Raw genomic sequence first — 20,396 nt, forward strand, 5'->3', positions numbered from 1 at the left:
GCGGCGATGATCCCGGTCACGACGCTCAAGGACAGGAAGGTCGCGCTCTTCGGGCTCGGCGGCTCGGGCCTTGCCACCGCCCGGGCGCTGGTTTCAGGCGGCGCCGAGGTGACCGCCTGGGACGACAATCCCGACAGCGTCGCCAAGGCTTCAGCCGAAGGCATCCGCACTAAGGATCTGCACACCATCGACTGGAGCCAGCAGGCGCTGTTCGTGCTATCACCAGGCGTGCCGCTGACCCATCCGAAGCCGCACTGGACCGTCGATCTTGCGCGCGCCGCCGGCGTCGACATTGTCGGCGACGTCGAACTCTTCGTGCGCGAGCGCCGCGCCCATGCGCCGGATTGCCCGTTCATCGCCATCACCGGCACCAACGGCAAGTCGACGACGACGGCGCTGATTGCCCATATCCTGAAATCCGCGGGCTACGATACGCAGCTCGGCGGCAATATCGGCACTGCGGTTCTGACGCTCGATCCGCCGAAGGCCGGGCGCTATTACGTCGTCGAATGCTCCTCCTACCAGATCGACCTGGCGCCGACGCTGAACCCGTCCGCCGGCATTCTGCTCAACCTGACGCCCGATCATCTCGACCGTCACGGCACCATGCAGCATTATGCCGATGTCAAGGAACGACTGGTCGCCGGCAGCGATGTCGCGATCATCGGCGTCGACGACAGCCATTCGGCGCTGATTGCCGACCGCGTCGAGCGGGCGGAAGTCAAGGTGGTGCGCATTTCGCGCCGCAGCGTTGTGGCATCGGGCATTTATGCCGAGGGAAGCAGGCTCATTCAGGCCGGAGGCGGCGCCATGCTGCCCTTCGCTGATCTCGACGGCATCCAGACGCTGCGCGGCGGCCATAATGCACAGAACGCCGCCGCAGCCGTTGCCGCCTGTCTTGCCGTCGGTGTTTCCGCCGACGAGATTCGCGCCGGTCTTGCCTCGTTCCCCGGCCTTAAGCACCGCATGCAGCCGGTGGGGCAGCGTGGCCGCGTCGTCTTCGTCAATGATTCCAAGGCGACCAATGCCGATGCTGCGGCTCCGGCTCTTTCGAGCTATGATCGCATCTATTGGATTGCCGGCGGGCTGCCGAAATCAGGCGGCATCACGACGCTCGCTCCCTATTTTCCGCGCATTGCCAAGGCCTATCTGATCGGTGAGGCGGCGGCGGAATTCGCAGCGACCCTCGGCGAGGCTGTACCTTACGAGATCTCGGGCACGCTGGAGCGCGCGGTCGTGCATGCGGCGGCCGATGCCGAGCGCGACGAGGCCGCCGCTTCGGCCGTGATGTTGTCCCCGGCTTGCGCAAGCTTCGATCAGTATAAGAATTTCGAAGTCAGGGGTGAGGCCTTCGTCGGACACGTGGCGGCGCTTGACGGGATCGCGATGCTGATCGGTTCGGCAACAGGAGAGAAATGACATGGTAAGCCGCGCGGAACGTGGGCCTCTGGCCGATTGGTTCTGGACCATCGACCGCTTCTTCCTGGCAATGTTCATCTTCCTGATGGGCATTGGTTTCATGCTGTCCTTTGCGGCATCTCCGGCCGTTGCCGAGCGCATCGGGCTCGAGCCCTTCCACTTCGTCAAGCGCCATGCGGCCTTCATGATCCCTTCGATCTCCGTCATGCTCGGGCTGTCGTTCCTGACCCCACGGCAGGTGCGGCGAACGGCGATCCTGCTGCTGATCGTTTCGCTCGCCATGATGGTGCTGGTGCTGTTCGTCGGCCAGGAGGTCAAGGGCGGCAGGCGCTGGATCTGGATCGCCGGTCTTTCGATCCAGCCGTCGGAATTCATGAAGCCCGCCTTCGTGGTGGTTTGCGCCTGGCTGTTTGCCGAACATGCCCGCCAGCCTGAAATTCCCGGCAATCTCTTCGCCATTATCCTGTTTGCCATCGTCGCCGCTCTGCTCGTCGCGCAGCCCGACCTCGGCCAGACCATTCTGACCACGGCCGTCTGGGGCGGGATGTTCTTCATGGCCGGCATGCCGTGGATATGGATCATGCTGCTCGGTATCGGTGGCGCCGGCGGCCTGCTCAGCGCCTATTACGTCTTCCCGCACGTGGCCTTGCGCATAGACAAGTTCATGACCGGCGAGGGCGACACCTTCCAGATCGACACCGCGCGTGAGGCGATCATCCGCGGCAGCTGGTTCGGCCAGGGACCGGGCGAGGGCATCGTCAAGCGCATCATCCCGGATGCGCATACCGACTTCATCTTCTCGGTCGCGGCCGAGGAGTTCGGCATCGTCTTCTGCATGGCGCTGGTGGCGCTGTTTACCGTGCTGGTGCTGCGCGGCCTCTCGCATGCCTACCGCGAGCGCAACGACTTCAATCGCTTCGCCGTTGCCGGCCTGGTGCTGCAGATGGGCATCCAGTCGATCATCAATATCGGCGTCAACCTCGAGCTGCTGCCGGCAAAGGGCATGACGCTGCCGCTGATTTCCTACGGCGGCTCGTCGATGGTGGCGATCTGCGTCACCGCGGGCTTCATTCTGGCGCTGACGCGCCATCGACCGGAAAAACGCGCGCAGGACCGGAGTCTTTTCCGCGTCCCGCACGGCATGCCGGCGGAGTAAAAGGCAATGAGCAAAGGCATCGTGCTGCTTGCAGCCGGGGGTACCGGCGGCCACGTATTCCCGGCGGAGGCGCTGGCCTTCAAGCTGAAGGAGCGCGGCTACTCGGTGCATCTCGTCACCGACAGCCGGGCCGAGCGCTATGCCGGCAAATTTCCGGCCGAGGAGATCCATGTCGTGCCGTCTGCGACGATCGGCTCGAAGAACCCAGTCGCCGTCGCCCGTTCGCTGTGGACGCTCTGGAGCGGCATGCGGGCGGCGAAGAAACTGATCCAGCGGCTGAAGCCCGTCATCGTCGTCGGTTTCGGCGGTTATCCGACGGTGCCGCCGCTGCTTGCCGCCACGAGGCTCGGCGTGCCCGCGATGATCCACGAGCAGAATGCCGTCATGGGCCGCGCCAACAAGGCCCTTGCGACCCGGGTACAGGGTATCGCCGGCGGTTTCCTGCCGGAGGGCGGCGGCGCCTTCCCGGACAAGACGGTGACGACGGGCAACCCGGTTCGCCCGGCAATCATCGCCGCCGCCGAGGTGCCTTACACGCCGTCGCATCCCGGCGAAGCCTTCAACCTTGTCGTCTTCGGCGGCAGCCAGGGCGCGCAATATTTCTCCAAGGCGCTGCCGACGGCGATTAGCCTGCTCGACGATGCGCTGCGCCTGCGGCTGCGCGTCACCCAGCAGGTGCGTCCCGAGGACATGGAAATGGTCGGCGGTTGCATCGCCAAGCTGGAGATGGGGGCGGATATCGCGCCCTTCTTCACCGACATGGCCGAGAGGTTGGCGAAAGCCCACCTCGTCATCTGCCGCTCGGGCGCCTCAACGGTTTCGGAGATCTCGGTCATCGGCCGGCCGGCGGTTCTGGTGCCTTACCCGCACGCGCTCGATCATGACCAGGCGGCGAATGCGGCAGCGCTGGCTGCGACCGGCGGGGCCAAGGTGATTGCCCAGTCGGAGCTGTCGCCGGAGAAGATCGCGGCGATCCTGACGGCTGTCATGAACGATCCGGAAAAGCTTTCGCATATGGCAGCGGCGGCAAAGCTCGCCGGAAAACCCGATGCCGCGAACTTGCTTGCCGACATGGTTGAGGCTATTGCCGCCGGACGGACAATTGCGGAATTGAAGAGGACACGCGCATGAAACTGCCGAAGGCGATCGGTCTCGTTCATTTCATCGGCATCGGCGGCATCGGCATGAGCGGCATTGCCGAAGTGCTGCACAATCTCGGCCACAAGGTGCAGGGATCCGACCAGGCCGACAGCGCCAATGTCCAGCGCCTGCGCGACAAGGGCATCGAAGTGTTCGTCGGCCACCGGGCCGAGAACCTGGGTGATGCCGAAGTCGTCGTCGTCTCGACGGCGATCAAGAAGAGCAACCCGGAACTGATCGCAGCGCGCGAAAAGCTGCTGCCGGTGGTGCGCCGCGCTGAAATGCTTGCCGAGCTGATGCGCTTCCGCAATGCGATCGCTATCGGCGGCACGCATGGCAAGACGACGACCACTTCGCTGGTCGCCACCCTGCTCGAAGCCGGCGGGCTCGATCCGACCGTCATCAACGGCGGCATCATCAACGCCTACGGCACCAATGCCCGCATGGGCGAGGGCGAGTGGATGGTGGTCGAGGCCGACGAATCGGACGGCACCTTCCTGAAGCTTCCCGCCGATGTCGCCGTCATCACCAATATCGATCCGGAGCATCTCGACCATTACGGCAATTTCGATGCCGTGCGCGCCGCCTTCCGGCAGTTCGTCGAGAACGTGCCGTTCTACGGCTTCGGCGTCATGTGCCTCGACCATCCCGAGGTGCAGTCGCTGGTTGGCCGCATCGAGGACCGCAAGATCATCACCTATGGCGAGAACCCGCAGGCCGACGTGCGCTTCGCCAATGTGCGCATCGACGGCACGCGCTCGATCTTCGACGTCGAAATCCGCCGCCGCCGCACCGGCCAGGTGATCGAGCTCAAGGGGCTGGTCATGCCGATGCCCGGACGGCATAATATTTCCAACGCGACGGCGGCGATCGCCGTTGCCAACCGGCTCGGCATATCGAGCGCTGATATCGCCAAGGGGCTTGCCTCCTTCGGCGGCGTCAAGCGCCGTTTCACGCTGACCGGCGAATGGAACGGGGTGCAGATCTTCGACGATTACGGCCACCATCCGGTGGAGATCAAGGCGGTGCTGCGCGCGGCCCGCGAATCCTGCAAGGGGCGTGTGATCGCAGTCCACCAGCCGCATCGCTATAGCCGCCTGGCAAGCCTGTTCGAGGAATTCGCCGCCTGCTTCAACGATGCCGACAGCATTTTCCTGGCGCCGGTCTATGCGGCGGGCGAAGATCCGATCGCGGGTATCGATTCCGTGTCGCTGGTCTCGCGGATAAAATCCGGCGGCCATCGCGACGCTCGCTTCCTCTCCTCCGCCGAGCTTCTGCCGCAGATGGTTGCGGAGGTTGCAAAGCCGGGCGATTTCGTGGTTCTGTTGGGGGCTGGGAGCATCACATCCTGGGCAGCCGCGCTGCCCAAGCAATTGGAAGGCCTATCGGGAAAGTCCGTATGAAACAGGTGAATGGGGAAAAGCTGCTCGCGTCTCTCGGAGACGGTGTAAAGGATATCCGCGGTCGCATCACGCCGGATGCCCCCATGGACCGCGTCACCTGGTTCAGGGCAGGCGGTCTCGCCGAGCTGATGTTCCAGCCGCATGACATCGACGATCTTGTCGCCTTCCTGAAAATATTGCCGGAAGAGGTGCCGCTGACGGTGATCGGCGTCGGCTCCAACATCCTGGTGCGCGACGGCGGCATTCCCGGCGTCGTGCTGCGCCTGTCGGCCAAGGGCTTCGGTTTTGTCGAGCTTGCGGGCGAAAATCGTATTCTGGCCGGCACCATCTGCCCCGACAAACATGTGGCGGCGATGGCGATGGATAACGGCATCGGCGGCTTCCATTTCTTCTACGGTATTCCAGGCAGCATCGGCGGCGCGGCGCGCATGAATGCCGGGGCCAACGGCGTCGAAACGCGCGAGCGGCTGATCGAGGTCAACGCGGTCGACCGCAAGGGCAACAAGCACGTGCTGTCCAATGCCGAAATGGGTTATTCCTATCGCCATTCGACGGCCTCCGGCGAGTTGATCTTCACCTCCGTCCTGTTCGAGGGCTATCCGGAAGAGCGTGCCCAGATCCGAGCCGAGATGGACGCCGTGCGCAATCACCGCGAGACGGTGCAGCCGGTGCGCGAAAAGACCGGCGGATCGACCTTCAAGAATCCTCAGGGCCATTCGGCCTGGAAACTGATCGACGAGGCAGGCTGCCGCGGTCTCGTCATCGGCGGAGCGCAGATGTCGTCGCTTCATTGCAACTTCATGATCAATATGGGGCAGGCGACCGGCTACGATCTCGAATATCTCGGCGAACAGGTGCGCCGAGAGGTTTTCGAGAAAGAGGGCATCAAGCTCGAATGGGAAATCAAGCGCCTCGGCGTCTTCATGCCCGGCCGCGAAGTGCGCCCATTCCACGGCGTCACCAGCGAATAGCTCTTATTTCACGGCGAGCTTCAGACCTTCGCGTGGCGTGACGACCGGCGACCAGCCGAGCACATTGCGGGCGTGCGATATATCGACCTGCAGCGAACCGCAAAGACGCTGGTAGACGGCGTCTTTCCCCGTCAATCTCGCCCCCAGCTGCAGCAAGGCGGGGGGGAAGGGGAGCAGCATCGGCTTGACGCCCAACCCTGCCGCAATGCCTTCGATCAGCCCGGGAGTGGAGAGGTCTTCTCCGTCGCCTGCGAGAAAGGTCTGGCCGGCCGCATCCGGATGCGTCATCGCCGTGACGATCAGATCGACGAGATTTGGAAGCGCAACCAGTGTCCGGTGGTTCTTCAGGGACGCGAAGGGGAGCGGTACCTTCTTCCTGACAAGCCCGACGAGCAGGGCGAAGTTGCCCCTGGCGCCAGGCCCATAGACGAGCGGCGGCCGAATGACGACAGTTTCGATGCCGGTTCGGGCGGCGATTTCATGCAGGCCGATTTCGCTTTCCAGCTTCGAAACGCCGTAGGGATCCAGCGGCATCGGCGTGTCGTCGTGGCGGAAGGGCCGGTCGTTCTCTTCCCCGTTGACTTTGATGCTGCTGAGGAACACGAGCCTTTTTACCCCGGCGCGTGCGGCCTGCTCGGCCAGGTTCAGCGTGGCGGCGGTGTTGATCCGGCGGAATTCCGTCAGGGGATCGGCTGCGCGGTCGTTCATGATATGGACGCGGGCGGCGAGATGGACGACGACATCGACACCGTCGAGAGCGGCCGCCCAGTCCGTTTCGCCGGTTATGTCGATGGGGAAATGCGGCATATCTGCCGGAAGGCCGGCGGCTGCGGACCGCGTCGTCACCTGAAGCTCCCACAGCCGCTCGCCCTGCAGTCTTTCGACAAGAGGCCTACCGACAAAGCCGGCCGCGCCGGTAATGAGGCATCGCATGATCTGTTCCCCGCTTTCCCTTGAGTGCTCCGGTTAGCCGGAAGTGCCGACCGCATCAATAAAAAAGCCACGCTGGTGGCCGTGACGGTTGTCCCAGGACAGCAGTCTCCCTCGCATGGAGGACTGACTGCAAGACTTGAGATTATCTCATTGAGCCCGCATGGTTTTTCAACGCTGGATCTTTCCGTTGTGATCGATCGGCCGAGAAGCGAAGCTCGGAAAATTGAAGTCGGCAGCAGGGACAAATGCCGCACTGGGCAAGATGAAGTTAACGAAAGTAAACACTTCATTAACCATAATGATGCTCTAATGCATGCGGGTCGGACAAAGGCCTGAAACGGCGCCGAAAGCTTCGCGCAAGCGTCGATTTCGAGAATGAAAGTTATTTTTGGGGGTATTGATGAGTCGCAAGCATGTCGCTGTCCTGATGGGCGGATTTTCCTCGGAAAGGCCTGTCAGCCTTTCCTCGGGAAAGGCTTGCGCAGAAGCTCTCGAAGCGGAAGGCTTCGACGTGACGCGTATCGACGTGGCGCGCGATGTTTCCGAAAAGCTTGCCGCGCTGAAGCCCGATGTGGTCTTCAATGCGCTGCATGGCCCGTTCGGCGAGGACGGCACCATTCAGGGCATTCTCGAATATCTCGAGATCCCCTATACCCATTCGGGCGTGCTTGCCTCGGCGTTGGCGATGGACAAGGACAAGGCCAAGCTTGTCGCTGCCGCTGCCGGCATTCCGGTCGCCGAATCGCAGGTGGTCAACCGTTTCGCCTTTCCCTCGACGCATCCGATGAAGCCGCCCTATGTGGTGAAGCCTGTCCGGGAGGGGTCGAGCTTCGGTGTCGTGATCGTCACGGAAGATCAGGCGCATCCGCCCCAGGTGGTCAGTTCGTCCGAGTGGCACTACGGCGAAGAAGTGCTGGTCGAGCGCTATGTCCATGGCCGCGAACTCACCTGCGGCGTCATGGGCGAGACGGCGCTCGGCGTCACCGAGGTGGTGCCGCAGGGACACAATTTTTATGATTACGATTCCAAGTATGCGGCGGGCGGTTCAAAACACGTCATCCCGGCGAAAATTTCACCGAATATTTACCAAAAAATACAAACATTGGCTCTAAGGGCGCATCAGGCAATCGGTTGTCGCGGCGTCAGTCGGTCCGACTTTCGTTACGACGATCGTTTCTCCGAAGACGGCGAAATCATCTGGCTGGAAGTCAATACCCAGCCAGGCATGACTCCAACCTCGCTTGTGCCCGAAATGGCCGGCCATGCCGGCTATTCCTTTGGTGAGTTTCTCCGGTGGATGGTGGAGGACGCGTCTTGTTTGCGTTGACGGTCAAGAGGATAGGGCGCCCCAGCCATCATGCCGTGCTTCCGGTCATGGAAGCCGAGGAGCGATTCGTGCTGCCGCGTCCGCTGCGCCGTGTCACCCGTTTCCTGACCAGCCTCGGCAGCGGCCGCATCTACATTCCGGCCCATACGGGCACCGTTTCGGCGGTCGCATTCCTGGCTGCGACTGGGCTTTACGGCATGTCGCTCGGCGGTCACACCGAAGCCGTCGCGCAGGCGACGACGACGGCGGCGGGTTTTGCGATCGAAGATGTGAAGGTCTCGGGCAATTCGGAGACGTCCGAAATCGAAATCCTGCAACTGATCGGCCTCGACGGCACGACCTCGCTGGTCGCCCTCGATGTCGACGCGGCGCGCCGGAAGATCGCGCATCTGCCTTGGGTCGAGAATGTCGAAGTCCGCAAGATCTATCCGAAGACGATCGAGGTGAAGCTCAAGGAGCGTCAGGCCTATGCGATCTGGCAGCACGGGCAGGAGCTTTCGCTGATCGAGAAGAACGGCAGCGTCATTGCGCCGCTGCGCGACAACAAATTTTCGGCGCTGCCGCTGGTCGTCGGCCGCGATGCGGAAACGGCGGCGGCGTCGCTCGACGAGGCCTTCTCGAAATGGCCCGACGTGAAGGCCCGCGTGAAGGCCTATGTCTGGATATCGGGCCGTCGCTGGGATCTGCACATGGATAACGGCGTCGTCGTCAAGCTGCCGGAAGAGGGGATCGACCAGGCGCTGGCGACGCTTTCGAAGTTCGACAAGGAGCATCAGCTCCTGGAGCGCGACATTGCCGCGGTCGATCTCAGGCTGTCCGACAGAACCGCGATCCAGCTGACGCCGGAGGCCGCAGTGCGCCGGCAGACGGCTGTGACGGAGCGCACGAAAGAATTGAAGAAGACGGGGCAGAATATATGAGCTTGTTCGGTTCGTCCCATTTCGGATTGCCGCGTCTTAAGCCGCTTTCGTCGAAGCGGTCGCATGTCGTTTCCGTGCTCGACATCGGCTCGACCAAGGTCGTCTGCATGATCGGCCGGCTGACGCCGCGTGAGGAAAGCCAGATCCTGCCGGGCCGCACGCACAATATCGAGATCATCGGCATCGGCCACCAGAGGTCCCGCGGCATCAAGACCGGCGTGATCGCCGATCTCGACGCGCTGGAAGGCGTCATCCGACTCGCCGTCGACGCGGCGGAGCGCATGGCGGGGCTGACTGTCGAGAGCTTGATCGTCAATCTGACGGCCGGCCGTCTCGGCAGCGATATCTACACGGCGACGATCGATCTCGGCGGCCAGGAAGTCGAACTCAACGATTTGAAGAAGGTGCTGTCGGCCGCCTGCCAGCAGTCGCTGCGCCAGGACCGTTCGGTGCTGCATTCGCTGGCGACAGGCTTTTCGCTCGACGGCGAGCGCGGCATCCGCGATCCGCTGGCAATGTACGGCGATGCGCTCGGCGTCGACATGCATGTCGTGACGGCGGAGCGCTCGGCACTGAAGAACCTTGAGCTCAGCGTCAACCGTGCGCACCTGTCGGTCGAAGGCATCGTTGCGACGCCCTATGCATCGGGCCTTGCGGCTCTCGTCGACGACGAGGTCGAGCTTGGCTGCGCGGCGATCGACATGGGCGGCGGCACGACGACGATCTCGGTCTTTGCCGAAGGCAAGCTCGTTCATACCGACGCCGTCGGCCTCGGCGGCCATCACGTGACCACCGATCTGGCGCGCGGCCTTTCGACCCGCATCGAGGATGCGGAGCGTTTGAAGGTCGTTCATGCCACGGCCCTTTCGAATTCTTCCGACGAGCGCGAGCTGATCTCGATCCCGCCGATCGGCGAGGACGATCGCGACCAGCCGTCACAGGTGCCGCGGGCGCTGGTTTCGCGCATCGTTTCGGCCCGAATCGAAGAGACGATGGAACTGATCCGCGACCGCATCCAGCGCTCCGGCTTCAGCCCGATCGTCGGCAAGCGCGTCGTCCTGACCGGCGGCGCCAGCCAGCTGACAGGCCTTGCCGATGTGGCGCGGCGCATCCTTGCCCGCAACGTCCGCATCGGCCGTCCGATGGGCGTCTCGGGACTGCCGACGGCGGCCAAGGGTCCGGCCTTTTCGACGGCTGTAGGACTGATGATCTATCCGCAGGTCGCGGACATGGAGACACATGCGTCACAGAGCGGTCTGCTCATGTCGCTTGGAGGAAATAACAGCCGCATAGCCCGGATGGGCCAGTGGCTGAAGGAAAGCTTCTGAAATTGAGTGATTGGCCGGCGTGGCGATGCGGCCAGAGAGAGAAGGAACAGGTACCATGACCATCAAGCTGCAAAAGCCTGACATCACAGAGCTGAAGCCGCGCATCACCGTATTCGGCGTCGGCGGCGGTGGCGGCAACGCCGTCAATAACATGATCACCGCCGGTCTCCAGGGCGTCGACTTCGTCGTCGCCAACACGGATGCCCAGGCGCTGACCATGACGAAGGCCGAACGGGTCATCCAGCTCGGCGCCAACGTCACCGAAGGCCTCGGCGCAGGTTCGCAGCCGGAAGTCGGCCGCGCGGCCGCCGAAGAGTGCATCGACGAGATCATCGATCACCTGAACGGCACGCATATGTGCTTCGTCACCGCCGGCATGGGCGGCGGCACCGGCACGGGTGCAGCGCCCGTTGTCGCACAGGCCGCCCGCAACAAGGGCATCCTGACGGTCGGCGTCGTCACCAAGCCGTTCCATTTCGAAGGCGGGCGCCGCATGCGCCTGGCCGAGATGGGCATCCAGGAGCTGCAGAAGTCTGTCGATACGCTGATCGTCATTCCGAACCAGAACCTCTTCCGCATTGCCAACGACAAGACGACCTTCGCCGATGCCTTCGCGATGGCCGACCAGGTTCTCTATTCGGGCGTTGCCTGCATCACCGACCTGATGGTGAAGGAAGGTCTCATCAACCTCGACTTCGCCGACGTCCGCTCGGTGATGCGCGAAATGGGCCGCGCGATGATGGGCACCGGCGAGGCTTCCGGCTCCGGCCGCGCGCTGCAGGCCGCCGAGGCTGCAATCGCCAACCCGCTGCTCGACGAGACCTCGATGAAGGGCGCCCAGGGCCTGCTGATCTCCATCACCGGCGGTCGCGACCTTACCCTCTTCGAAGTCGACGAAGCGGCGACCCGCATCCGCGAGGAAGTCGATCCCGACGCCAACATCATCCTCGGCGCCACCTTCGACGAATCGCTTGAAGGCATCATCCGCGTCTCGGTCGTCGCAACCGGCATCGACCGGGCAATCAGCGAAGCCGCCGAGCGCAACCTGCAGCCGGTCGCACGGCCTGCTATCCGTCCCTCCGCGGCTGTTGCTCCGGCAGCGGCCGCAGTTCAGCCTGCCCCCGTGATGCAGGCACCGAAGGCCGTGGATCCGATCGCGCAGACCATCCGTGAAGCCGAGATGGAACGCGAACTCGAATTCCCGGCCCCGCGTGCCAGCGCCCCGGTGCAGCAGCCGGTGGTACAGCAGGAAACCTTCCGTCCGCAGAGCAAGATCTTCGCGCCTGCACCGGAAGCTCCGGCAATGCGTCCGCAGGTTCAGCAGCAGGCTCCGGCGCCCGTCATGAACCAGCCGGTCATGAGCCAGCCCGTCCAGCAGCAGCCGGTCCGGCAGGAGCCGATCATCCGCCAGGCGCCCGAACCGATGCGCATGCCGAAGGTCGAGGATTTCCCGCCGGTCGTCCAGGCCGAACTCGACCACCGCACGCAGCCGGCTTCGGCGCATGCAGTGGAAGAGCGCGGTCCAATGGGCCTGCTGAAGCGAATCACCAATTCGCTTGGCCGCCGCGACGACGAAGCCGTTGCCGCCGACATGACGGCCGCTCCGCCGGCCGCTTCGCAGCAGCGCCGGCCGCTGTCGCCCGAGGCAAGCCTCTACGCACCGCGCCGCGGCAATCTCGACGACCAGGGCCGGGCGGTTCCGCAGGCCCGGATGATGCAGGAAGACGACCAGCTGGAAATCCCGGCATTCCTGCGTCGCCAGTCGAACTGAGCGGCTCACTCAGTACCGTTCATGCCCGGGATCAAGGTCCCGGGCATTGCTGTTTTTCGGCTGGTGATTCGCAAGCGATTTCAATCGCGTGACTTCGTAACAAAGCGAAAGAAACAGTGATTTGGATTGGAGCGCCGGCGCACGTAAGTATGATGTAAGGAAACTGCCCCAGGAGTCCTTTCGACGGGCTCCTTGTACAGAATGAAACGATGACCGCGCCGACTGGGCAGACTGCAGGCGCGGAGAATAAAGGCAGAATTTATGGCAATTGGCTTGCTGGGTTTTCAAACGACGGTATCGCGTCCCGTGACGCTTTCGGGCATCGGCGTCCATTCGGGCGCGAATGTTTCGATCACGCTGAACCCGGCCGAATCGGATACCGGCGTCGTTTTCCAGCGCCTGCATGCCAATGGCGACATCACCGAACTGAAGGCCGTCTCCTCGCAGGTCGGCAATACCGACCTCTGCACCGTACTTGGTTTCTCGCCGGCCCATTCGGTCGCGACGATCGAGCATGTCATGGCGGCGATCTATGCGCTCGGCCTCGATAATGTGGTGATCGAGGTGCAGGGCGCGGAAATGCCGATTATGGACGGCAGCTCGCTGCCCTTCGTCGAGGCGATCGAGCAGGTGGGCCTCGTCTCGCTCGGCGTCAAACGCCGCTATATCCGTATCACCAAGCCGGTGCGTATCGAGCATGGCGGCTCCTGGAGCGAATTCCGTCCTTATGACGGCACGCGCTTCGAAGTCGAGATCGATTTCGACTGCCCGCTGATCGGCCGGCAGAAATGGGCCGGTGACATGACCGCCGCCGTCTTCAAGGCCGAGCTTTCCCGTGCCCGCACCTTCGGCTTCATGCGCGATGTCGAGCGGCTCTGGGCCTCGGGCCATGCGCTTGGCTCCTCGCTCGAAAATTCCGTCGTCATCTCTGACGACAACACCGTCATCAACGTCGAAGGGCTGCGTTACGCCAAGGACGAATTCGTTCGCCACAAGACGCTCGATGCCGTCGGCGATCTGTCGCTTGCCGGCGCCCCGTTCATCGGCTGCTACCGTTCCTATCGCGGCGGTCACAAGATGAATGCCAATGCGCTGAAGGCGCTGCTCGCCGATCCCTCCGCCTATGAGGTTGTGGAGACGTCGACGCCACGCCAGCGCGTTGCCGCCCGCGAAATGATCGCGGTCAGCGCTTCGGAATTCGCTCCCTGGTCGGCATGACCTCCAGCACATTCTAAAGACCAGGCCGCCTCTTTCCCGGAGGCGGTTTTTTTATGTGCGCGGGTCAGATGCTTTCCTGCCACAGGTCCGGGAAGAAGAGGAAAAGCCGGCCATTCCCCGGCTGCTGCCACAAAAATGCGTTAATGCCTTATCATTGCGTTGCTCTTGATGCACATTTATGGCTAGAAACGCCAGCGAGGCGTGGCTGCCGTGGAGCGAGCGGCGGCAGTGGGGTTCTTTCGAATGGGTTATGCAGGATCTGAAGGTATGATGAAGACAGCGCGTGCTTTGTTCGCATCGCTTCTGGTGCTCAGCGCAGGCGCCTCGATATCCGGTTGCCAGTCGGATCCCGATATCGACATCACCAAACTCGGCCTCGAAACCGATCCGCCTGACGTACTCTACACCCAGGGCCTTGCCAATATGAAGGCCGGCAACATGGCGGAAGCGGCGCGCAAGTTCGACGCGATCGACCGCGAGAACCCGTTCTCCGAATGGGCGCGCAAGGCGCTTGTGATGAGCACCTTCGTCAAATACCGCCAGGGCCGCCTCGACGATGCGCTTGCCTCAGGCAACCGCTATATGTCGCAATATCCGAAATCGCAGGATGCCGCCTATGTGCAGTATCTCATCGGTCTCACCTATTCCAAACAGATCGTCGACGTGACGCAGGACCAGCGCGCCTCGGCCAAGACGATCGAAGCGATGCAGGCGGTCATCGACAACTATCCGAACTCCGAATATGTCGACGACGCGCAGGCGAAGATCCGCTTTGCGCGCGACCAGCTCGCCGGCAAGGAAATGCAGATCGGCCGCTACTATATGGAGCGGAAGGAATATCTCGCCGCGATCTCGCGCTTCCGCATCGTCGTCGAGAAATATCCGAACACGAACCAGATCGAAGAGGCCCTGGCGCGTCTCGTCGAAGCTTATTATTCCATGGGTATCGTCGAAGAGGCGCAGACGGCAGCTGCCGTTCTCGGCCACAATTATCCCGACAGCCAGTGGTACGCCGATTCCTACAAGCTGCTGCAGAGCGGCGGTGCCGAGCCGCGTGAGAACAAGGGCTCGTGGATCGCTGCGGCAGGCAAGAAACTTCTTCTCGGTTCCTGAGGCCAATGCTGATCCAGCTTTCGATCCGCGATATCGTCCTGATCGAGCGGCTGGATCTTGCCTTCGAGACCGGCCTCTCCGTGCTGACGGGCGAAACCGGGGCGGGCAAATCCATCCTGCTCGACAGCCTGTCGCTGGCGCTCGGTGGGCGTGGCGACGGCGGCCTGGTGCGCCACGGCGAGGACAAGGGCCAGGTGACGGCGGTGTTCGACGTCGGCATGGATCACGGCGCTCGCAAGCTGCTGCGTGAAAACGGCATCGATGATGAGGGTGACCTGATTTTCCGCCGCCAGCAATCGGCGGACGGGCGCACCAAGGCCTATGTCAACGACCAGCCGGTCAGCGTGCAGCTGATGCGCCAGGCCGGCCAGCTGCTGGTCGAAATCCATGGCCAGCATGACGACCGCGCCCTTGTCGACACCAATGCCCACCGCACGCTACTGGATGCCTTCGCCGGTCTTACCGATGAGGTTTCGGAGGTTTCCCGGCTGTATCGCCTGTGGCGCGACAGCGAGCGGGCGCTGAAGAAGCACCGTGAGAAGGTGGAAGGCGCGGCGCGCGAAGCCGACTATCTGCGTTCCTCCGTCGCGGAACTCGAGAAGCTCTCGCCGCAGGATGGTGAGGAGGACGAACTCGCGGACCGCCGGCAGAAGATGATGAAGGCCGAGCGGATCGCCGGCGATATTGCCGAGGCGTCCGAGTTCCTGAACGGCAATGCCTCGCCAGTGCCGCATATCGCCTCGCTGGTGCGCCGGCTGGAGCGTAAGAGCCATGAGGCGCCCGGCCTGCTCGAAGACACCGTGACGCTGCTCGATGCCGCGCTCGACCAGCTTTCCAACGCCCAGATGGAAGTCGAGGCGGCGTTGCGCAAGACCGAATACGATCCAAGGGAACTGGAGCGGGTGGAGGAGCGGCTTTTCGCCCTCAGGGCCGCCTCGCGCAAATATTCCGTACCCGTCACCGAACTGCCGGCGCTTGCCGTCCGGATGATCGCCGATCTGGCCGACCTCGACGCGGGCGAGGAGAGGCTTGCCAGGCTCGAAGCCGAGGTCGGGCTGGCGCACGAGAATTACGATACGGCGGCGCGCTCGCTCTCCGCAAAGCGCCATCACGCCGGCACCGCGCTGGCTGCGGCCGTCATGACGGAGCTGCCGGCGCTGAAGCTCGAACGCGCCCGGTTCATGGTCGAGATCACCACGGATGCGCAGGAGGCGCTTGCCGAAGGCATCGACGTCGTCGAGTTCCATGTCCAGACCAATCCGGGCACGCGGCCGGGATCGATCATGAAGGTCGCCTCCGGCGGCGAGCTGTCGCGTTTCCTGCTGGCGCTGAAGGTGGCGCTCGCCGATCGCGGATCCGCCCCAACGCTCGTCTTCGACGAAATCGACACCGGCGTCGGCGGGGCGGTGGCCGATGCGATTGGCCAGCGGCTGAAGCGGCTGTCGGAGCGAGTGCAGGTGCTGTCGGTCACGCATGCCCCGCAGGTTGCCGCAAGGGCAGCAACGCACCTCCTGATTTCCAAGGGGCCGGCGGCCGAGGGATCTGAAAAGATCGCCACACGCGTGGCGACGATGGCGCAGAAGGACCGCACCGAGGAAATTGCCCGGATGCTGGCCGGGGCTTCGGTGACCGAAGAGGCGAGGGCGGCCGCGAAGCGGCTGCTGGCCGGCAACGGCTGATCGCCAGACCGGCCGCCGTGACAGGCATTCCGATCCACATTATGCGAATCACTCGATCAGCGGTGATCTCTTACGATGCGTCTTTTCCATTTCAGCGATGATACCGATATTGCCGTGTTCGAACCGCGCCCGGTCCGCATCCCCTCCATTCGCCCCGCCGGCCAGGAATGGCTGAATGGCCCGCTCGTCTGGGCGATCGATGGCGATCACGACTTCATGTATCTCTTTCCGCGCGACTGCCCGCGCATCCTGATCTGGGCAACGCCGGATACGTCGGAGGCCGAACGGCGGCGCTGGCTCGGTGATTGGCGCGCTGTCGCCTTCGTCGAACGCCATTGGTTGGAAAGGCTCGAGGCAGAGGCCATCTATCGTTATGAGATGCCGGCTGAGGATTTCGAAGACCTCGGCGATGCGGGCATGTGGGTGTGCCGCCGGCGCTTCATTCCGACGGAGCGGATTGCCATATCACGGCTCGATCGGGAGTTTGCGCCGCGTGGGGCGGAACTTCGGGTGGTCGATAGTCTCCGGCCGCTGAAGGATCTGTGGAACACGGGCCTGCATGTCAGCGGTATCCGGTTGCGCAATGCGCGGGAGTGGGAATAGGGCGGGGAGTGCGGCGAGCTGTACCACTTCCTCCTGACGCTGAAGGCAGTGTTCGCCGTTGCCTCGGTCGACGGCGGTGATGAGCGTTCCACTGGCTTGAAATTTTGCGCGAACGCTCACCTCAATCTCCCTCATCCCTGTGCTCGTCACAGGGATCCAGCACGCCCAAGTCTTTGGGCGCGGAAGCTCCTTGCCTGTCGTCAGTCATTCACGGCGCAGACGCACCGTGGCTGGATCCCTGTGACAGGCACAGGGATGAGGGTAGAGAGGTAGGCGGCCCTGTCCGATGATGGGACTATCCGGCATGCCAAGCGCTGCATCCTGCGAGCTCTGGCTGCGTCATGCCTGGGACTGAGAATAGAGAAACTTCCCGACGCGGCATCTTCCCCCTCTCTTTTCATCCGGCAATTTTGCTCTAAAAACAATGCCAGATTCTCTGGAGTGATGTTCCATGTCCACCGAAGGTTCCGCCGTCGACACGTTGACGATCGAAGAGGCTGCCGCCGAGCTCGAGCGGCTGGCAAGGGAGATCGCGCATCACGACGCGCTCTATCACGGCAAGGACCGGCCGGAGATATCGGATGCCGATTACGACGCGCTGAAACGCCGCAACGATGCGCTGGAAGTGCGGTTTCCCGAGCTGATCCGCGCGGATAGCCCGTCGCGGCGGGTGGGGGCTGCGCCTTCGGTCACCTTCTCACCCGTCGTCCATGCGCGGCCGATGCTGTCGCTCGACAACACGTTTTCGCAGGAGGACGTGCAGGATTTCGTCGCCGGCGTCTATCGCTTCCTCGGCCGCCTGCCGGACCAGTCGATCGCCTTTACCGCCGAGCCGAAGATCGACGGCCTGTCGATGTCGATCCGTTACGAAAACGGCAGGCTGGTGACGGCTGCCACACGCGGCGACGGCACGACGGGGGAGAACGTCACTGCCAACATTCGCACCATCGCCGAGATACCCAACGAATTGCCGAAGGGTGTGCCTGCCGTGGTGGAGATCCGCGGCGAGGTCTATATGGCCAAAAGCGATTTCCTGGCGCTGAACCGGCAGATGGAGGCGGAGGGCAAGCAGACTTATGTCAATCCGCGCAATACGGCGGCCGGGTCGCTGCGTCAGCTCGATGCCAAGGTGACGGCGAGCCGCAAGCTGAAATTCTTCGCCTATGCCTGGGGCGAAATGGCGGAGATGCCTGAAGATACCCAGTTCGGCATGGTGCAGATCTTCAAGAAATGGGGCTTTCCGGTCAATCCGCTGATGAAGCGGCTGAATTCGGTCGCCGACATCCTGGCGCATTACGACGAGATCGGTCTCGAGCGCCCGGATCTCGATTACGACATCGACGGTGTCGTCTATAAGGTCGACAACCTCGAGCTGCAGCAGCGCCTCGGCTTCCGCTCGCGCAGCCCCCGCTGGGCGACGGCGCACAAGTTTCCGGCGGAACAGGCCTTCACCGAGGTCGAGAAAATCGAGATCCAGGTTGGCCGCACCGGCGCGCTGACGCCGGTTGCGCGGCTGAAGCCGATCACAGTCGGCGGTGTGGTCGTTACCAATGCGACGCTGCACAACGAGGATTACATCAAGGGCATCGGCAATAGCGGCGAGCGCATCCGGCCAGAGGACCACGATATCCGCGAGGGCGATACCGTCATCGTCCAGCGTGCCGGCGACGTCATTCCGCAGATCCTCGACGTGGTGATGGAAAAACGCGCCGCCGATGCCCGCTCCTACGAGTTTCCGAAGACCTGCCCGGTCTGCGGTTCGCATGCGGTACGCGAGGTCAACGAGAAGACCGGCAAGATGGATTCGGTGCGCCGCTGCACCGGCGGTTTCATCTGCCGGGCCCAGGCGACGGAGCATCTGAAGCACTTCGTCTCGCGCAACGCCTTCGACATCGAGGGGCTCGGTTCGAAGCAGATCGACTTCTTCTTCGAACACGAGGATGCGTCGCTGCAAATCCGCACGGCCCCCGAAATCTTCACGCTGGAGAAGCGCCAGCAGCAATCGCTGACCAAGCTGGAGAATATCGACGGCTTCGGCAAGGTCAGTGTCGGCAAGCTCTATGCGGCGATCAATGAGCGACGCAGCATTGCGCTGCACCGTTTCATCTATGCGCTCGGCATCCGCCATGTCGGCGAGACCACGGCGAAGCTGCTGGCGCGCTCCTACGGCACCTACGAAGCCTTTGCGACGGCGATGAAGGAAGCAGCACCGCTGTCCGGCGACGCCTGGAACGATCTCAACGCCATCGAGGGCATCGGCGAGGTCGTGGCGCGCGCCATGGTCGAATTCTACAAGGAGCCGCGCAATGTCGAGGTGATCGGCCTCCTGCTGGAGGAAGTGACGCCTGCGGAAGCCGAACAGCCGGTCACCTCAGGCAGTCCGGTGGCTGGTAAGACCGTCGTCTTTACCGGCTCGCTGGAAAAATTCACCCGCGACGAGGCGAAGGCGAGGGCGGAAAGCTTGGGCGCCAAGGTGGCGGGATCGGTGTCGAAGAAAACCGACATCGTCGTCGCCGGCCCCGGCGCCGGTTCCAAGCTCGACAAGGCGCGCGAACTCGGCGTGCAGACGATGGACGAGGACGAGTGGCTGGCATTGATCAGCGGGTGAGAGGCTGACGGCAAGCCGCCAGCCTCGTCCACTCACAACCTGAGCCGCGCCATCGTATAGGCGTCGACATACTTTCCTGCTCGAAAGCCGAAGGCTTTAAGCAGGCCCTCCCGCTCGAAGCCGAACGTCTCGTAGAGGCCGATGGCGGCGTCGTTGTCGGAGTAGACGGTCAGTTCCAGCCGTTTGACATCCAGCCAGTCGTCGGCGGCCTCGACCATGGCGCCGAGCAGGATGCGGCCAAAGCCGCGGCCGGTGAAATCGTCATGCACACCCATGCCGAGACTGGCGACGTGCTGTCTGCGGCCGGAGAGGCGGTTGAGGCCGCAATTGCCGACGATCTTGCCATTCAGGGTGACGACGAGGTTGAGCGCACCCGGCGACGGGTTTTCCATGTATTTGCGTACCTCTTCGACCCTCTGGTACGGCGGCCGCAGGGTGCCGGCCCGATAGCCTGGCAGATTTATCAGATCGGTGATTTCCTCCGCATCGGCAAGGCGGACGGCGCGCACGAGGACGCCTTCCGGCAGGCGCGCCCGGCGGCCAGGCTCAGTCTCTTCGTTTTCAGACATTGGCTACTCTCCGTTCGTTTCAGGAGGAGAGCCCGAGTTTTGGAAAACCCTGCTCGCCTCGGCAGGGTTTTCGGGATGATCGGATCGCTGCTAACGCGCCATCGCTCCCGCGTACCCTTCAAGGGTCGTGGTGTGATGAATAAGCGCTGCCATGGTCACTGAGCCGATCATGGCGGCAGGTTTGGATATGCGGGGTGAAATGTCAACCGTCCGTCGTGCCGAATTTGCGCGGCCGGGA

16 protein-coding genes are annotated in these 20,396 nt (G+C 63.1%); 14 read left to right on the forward strand and 2 right to left on the reverse strand.

The window, feature by feature from the left end; translation table 11 throughout:
- Positions 1–6 precede the first annotated feature (6 nt).
- Genes murD through murB form a run of 5 tightly spaced genes read left to right on the forward strand, consistent with a single transcriptional unit; the run spans position 7 to position 6,089 of the window.
- Positions 7–1,419 carry a UDP-N-acetylmuramoyl-L-alanine--D-glutamate ligase gene (gene murD / locus ATY75_RS25110; RefSeq protein ID WP_088939626.1) on the forward strand — a complete coding sequence of 471 codons (1,413 nt, stop codon included), beginning with the start codon at positions 7–9 and terminating at the stop codon, positions 1,417–1,419.
- 1 nt (position 1,420) lies between these two features.
- Complete coding sequence (gene ftsW, locus ATY75_RS25115) at positions 1,421–2,575, forward strand: putative lipid II flippase FtsW (protein ID WP_049733640.1); 1,155 nt, start codon at positions 1,421–1,423, stop codon at positions 2,573–2,575.
- Positions 2,576–2,581: 6 nt separating this feature from the next.
- Complete coding sequence (gene murG / locus ATY75_RS25120) at positions 2,582–3,706, forward strand: undecaprenyldiphospho-muramoylpentapeptide beta-N-acetylglucosaminyltransferase (RefSeq protein WP_088939627.1); 1,125 nt, start codon at positions 2,582–2,584, stop codon at positions 3,704–3,706.
- On the forward strand, positions 3,703–5,118 hold the full coding sequence (murC, locus tag ATY75_RS25125; RefSeq protein ID WP_088939628.1) for a UDP-N-acetylmuramate--L-alanine ligase: 1,416 nt from the start codon (positions 3,703–3,705) through the stop codon (positions 5,116–5,118). Before murG ends, murC begins: the two co-directional genes overlap by 4 nt.
- Entirely contained in the window at positions 5,115–6,089 is a 975-nt protein-coding gene (gene murB / locus ATY75_RS25130; RefSeq protein ID WP_088939629.1) for a UDP-N-acetylmuramate dehydrogenase, read from the forward strand. The genes murC and murB overlap by 4 nt, the downstream gene beginning before the upstream one ends.
- A gap of 3 nt (positions 6,090–6,092) precedes the next feature.
- Here the strand turns inward: murB and ATY75_RS25135 are convergent, their stop codons facing one another.
- The gene (locus ATY75_RS25135; protein ID WP_088939630.1) at positions 6,093–7,022 is read right to left on the reverse strand and encodes an SDR family oxidoreductase; all 930 of its coding nucleotides are present in this window, start codon (positions 7,020–7,022) and stop codon (positions 6,093–6,095) included.
- A gap of 400 nt (positions 7,023–7,422) precedes the next feature.
- Between ATY75_RS25135 and ATY75_RS25140 the strand changes: the two genes are divergently transcribed.
- From ATY75_RS25140 to ligA, 9 genes are all read left to right on the forward strand, one after another.
- Positions 7,423–8,349, forward strand: coding sequence for a D-alanine--D-alanine ligase (locus ATY75_RS25140; protein WP_088939631.1), 927 nt, complete (start codon positions 7,423–7,425; stop codon positions 8,347–8,349).
- Positions 8,337–9,269: a cell division protein FtsQ/DivIB gene (locus ATY75_RS25145; RefSeq protein WP_088939632.1), complete on the forward strand. Its 933-nt coding sequence runs from the start codon at positions 8,337–8,339 to the stop codon at positions 9,267–9,269. The genes ATY75_RS25140 and ATY75_RS25145 overlap by 13 nt, the downstream gene beginning before the upstream one ends.
- The gene (gene ftsA / locus ATY75_RS25150) at positions 9,266–10,597 is read left to right on the forward strand and encodes a cell division protein FtsA (RefSeq protein WP_003565034.1); all 1,332 of its coding nucleotides are present in this window, start codon (positions 9,266–9,268) and stop codon (positions 10,595–10,597) included. The genes ATY75_RS25145 and ftsA overlap by 4 nt, the downstream gene beginning before the upstream one ends.
- A 55-nt stretch (positions 10,598–10,652) precedes the next feature.
- Positions 10,653–12,368: a cell division protein FtsZ gene (ftsZ, locus tag ATY75_RS25155; protein WP_088939633.1), complete on the forward strand. Its 1,716-nt coding sequence runs from the start codon at positions 10,653–10,655 to the stop codon at positions 12,366–12,368.
- 261 nt (positions 12,369–12,629) lie between these two features.
- Positions 12,630–13,586 (forward strand): UDP-3-O-acyl-N-acetylglucosamine deacetylase, encoded by a 957-nt coding sequence (gene lpxC, locus ATY75_RS25160; protein ID WP_064839677.1) that lies wholly within the window; start codon positions 12,630–12,632, stop codon positions 13,584–13,586.
- 243 nt (positions 13,587–13,829) lie between these two features.
- Complete coding sequence (locus tag ATY75_RS25165; protein WP_171899790.1) at positions 13,830–14,699, forward strand: outer membrane protein assembly factor BamD; 870 nt, start codon at positions 13,830–13,832, stop codon at positions 14,697–14,699.
- Positions 14,700–14,704: 5 nt separating this feature from the next.
- Entirely contained in the window at positions 14,705–16,378 is a 1,674-nt protein-coding gene (gene recN, locus ATY75_RS25170) for a DNA repair protein RecN (RefSeq protein WP_088939634.1), read from the forward strand.
- Positions 16,379–16,453: 75 nt separating this feature from the next.
- Positions 16,454–16,981, forward strand: a complete 528-nt coding sequence (locus ATY75_RS25175) for a DUF6886 family protein (protein ID WP_088939635.1) — start codon at positions 16,454–16,456, stop codon at positions 16,979–16,981.
- Between the two features lie 451 nt (positions 16,982–17,432).
- Positions 17,433–19,589: an NAD-dependent DNA ligase LigA gene (ligA, locus tag ATY75_RS25180; RefSeq protein WP_088939636.1), complete on the forward strand. Its 2,157-nt coding sequence runs from the start codon at positions 17,433–17,435 to the stop codon at positions 19,587–19,589.
- Positions 19,590–19,621: 32 nt separating this feature from the next.
- Here ligA and ATY75_RS25185 read toward each other — a convergent pair whose 3' ends face one another.
- Positions 19,622–20,158, reverse strand: a complete 537-nt coding sequence (locus ATY75_RS25185) for a GNAT family N-acetyltransferase (protein WP_088939637.1) — start codon at positions 20,156–20,158, stop codon at positions 19,622–19,624.
- Positions 20,159–20,396 lie beyond the last annotated feature (238 nt).

This window comes from Rhizobium sp. N122, from assembly GCF_002211295.1.
Taxonomy (GTDB): Bacteria; Pseudomonadota; Alphaproteobacteria; order Rhizobiales; family Rhizobiaceae; genus Rhizobium.